This is a genomic window from Corallococcus sp. 4LFB (assembly GCF_046520365.1).
In the GTDB taxonomy this organism is placed as follows: Bacteria; Myxococcota; Myxococcia; order Myxococcales; family Myxococcaceae; genus Corallococcus; species Corallococcus caeni.
On record NZ_JBKGHJ010000902.1, the window covers coordinates 1 to 1,833 of the forward strand.

At 70.9% G+C, this 1,833-nt stretch carries 2 protein-coding genes and 1 pseudogene; all 3 read left to right on the forward strand.

From position 1 onward, the window contains the following. Positions 1-443 (forward strand): TonB family protein (locus ACLEQD_RS42585; protein WP_410391680.1); only part of this gene is annotated, 443 nt, incomplete at its 5' end. A 115-nt stretch (positions 444-558) separates the two neighbouring features. Further along, the gene (gene cglE, locus ACLEQD_RS42590) at positions 559-1,197 is read left to right on the forward strand and encodes an adventurous gliding motility protein CglE (RefSeq protein ID WP_410391681.1); all 639 of its coding nucleotides are present in this window, start codon (positions 559-561) and stop codon (positions 1,195-1,197) included. Between the two features lie 198 nt (positions 1,198-1,395). Continuing rightward, a pseudogene (locus ACLEQD_RS42595) lies at positions 1,396-1,833 on the forward strand (DEAD/DEAH box helicase); the annotation flags it as partial.

Sequence of the window (1,833 nt, forward strand, 5' to 3'; positions counted from 1 at the left end):
GCACCGGTGACAGCATCGGCATCGGCGGCATCGGCACCAAGGGCCGTGGCGGCGGCAGCGGCAGCTACGGCACCGGCGTGGGCACGCTCGGCGGCAAGCAGAGCGTGGACGTGGGCATCACCTCGTCGGATCCGGAGGTCATGGGCTCGCTGGACAAGGAGCTCATCCGCCAGGTCATCCAGCGCAACCGCGGGCAGATCCGCTACTGCTACGAGAGCCTGCTCAACCGCTTCCCCAAGCTGGGCGGCAAGGTGTCCGTGAAGTTCATCATCAGCGCCAACGGCTCGGTGGCCACGTCCAACGTCGCGCAGTCCACGGCGGGCAACTCGGACCTGGAGACCTGCGTGGCCGGCCGCGTGCGCACCTGGAAGTTCCCGGAGCCCAAGGGTGGAGGCTCCGTGATCGTCACCTACCCGTTCATCTTCAAGCAGGCCGGTGACTGACGTAGACTCAACACATCCGTCATCCGCGCGGGCGGTCCTGGACACGGGGCTGCCCGCTTCTTCCATTCACCCTCCCGCCCCCGCGGGAGGCCTGCCCCCCACCAGGCCGCCTTCCATGCAGAAACTTGCTCCTCTTGCCCTGTGCGCCACGTTCCTCCTTCCCGCGATGGCGGGCGCACAGGACACCCCCAGCGCCGGCTCCAACGCGATGAAGGACCGGCCCGCGGTGACCTTCAACGAGGTCGAGCGCGGTGTGTACTTCGGCGTGTATGGCGGTCCGTCGTGGATCACCAACCCGCCCGCGGACTCCGGCCCGCGGCCCTTCTCCTCCGGCCAGATGGCCCAGGTGGAGCTGGGCGTGGACCTGGGCGAGCGCCTGTCGCTGGGTGTCTTCTTCATGGGCTCCGCCAACCGCGCGGGCGCCGAATACGTCGGCTACTCGCAGGGCGCCGCGTCCGGTGACTTCACCATGCTGGTCCCCGGGGCCGTGCTGCGCGCCCGCCTGGTGGGCTTCGCCGACAGCCAGGAGGTCAAGCGGACGTGGATCTACGCCCGCGCCGGCGTGGGCTACGCGATGTTCTCTCCCAAGAAGCTCCTCCCGGATTCCGACATTCTTGTGTTTGCCGGGCCCGGAGTGGAGTACTACACGCGGCTGCGCCACTTCTCGGTGGGGCTGGAGGTCGTGGGGAACTACCTCGCCTCCAAGGGCGCCTTCGGGTTCGCGGTGGCGCCCAACATTCGCTACGCGTTCTAGCGGGAGATTCACGTGGCTCAGGAGAATGGAAGCGGTGGATCGCGTCCGGGTGGACGCGGTCCGAACGGGGGCGCGCCGGGCCAGGGGCCCCGTCGTGACGGACCGGGAGGCTTCGGCGGTCGTGGCGGTCCTGGCGGTGGCCGGGGTGAAGGGCGCGGCCGGGGTGAAGGCCGTGGCCGTGATCGCGACGCGGGCCCGGTGGGGCCCGGCCAGCGCGTCATCGCCGAGCTGAGCGTCCTGGAAAAGGCGCTCTCCAAGAACGACTTCGCGGCGGAGAAGGGTCCGCTGGAGGCCATCGTCCGCTCGCTGCGGCCCATGAACCTCAAGTCGCTCGACGACCTGGACCTCAACACGCGTGGCCGGCTCATCACCACGCTCCTGCGCGTGCAGCGTCAGCCGAAGCCGGCCCTGCCGGAAGCGGACGCGGAGGGCGCGGCGCCGGAAGCCGCTGCCTCCACGGAGGCTGCTCCCTCCGAGGCTCCGGCCGCGGAAGGCGCGGCCGAGGGTGCCACGCCGGCCGAAGGGGGCACGCCCGCCGAGGCGCTCCCGCGGCTCCGGCCGTGGATCCCGCCAAGGAGAAGCACGCCGCCTGGCTGGACGTGATGGCGCTGGTGGGCCGGGTCTGGCGGGCCGCGG

Bases quoted from the DNA above. Each gene is read 5' to 3' on its own strand.
- cglE (WP_410391681.1), top strand. From the start codon at position 559: ATGCAGAAACTTGCTCCTCTTGCCCTGTGCGCCACGTTCCTCCTTCCC.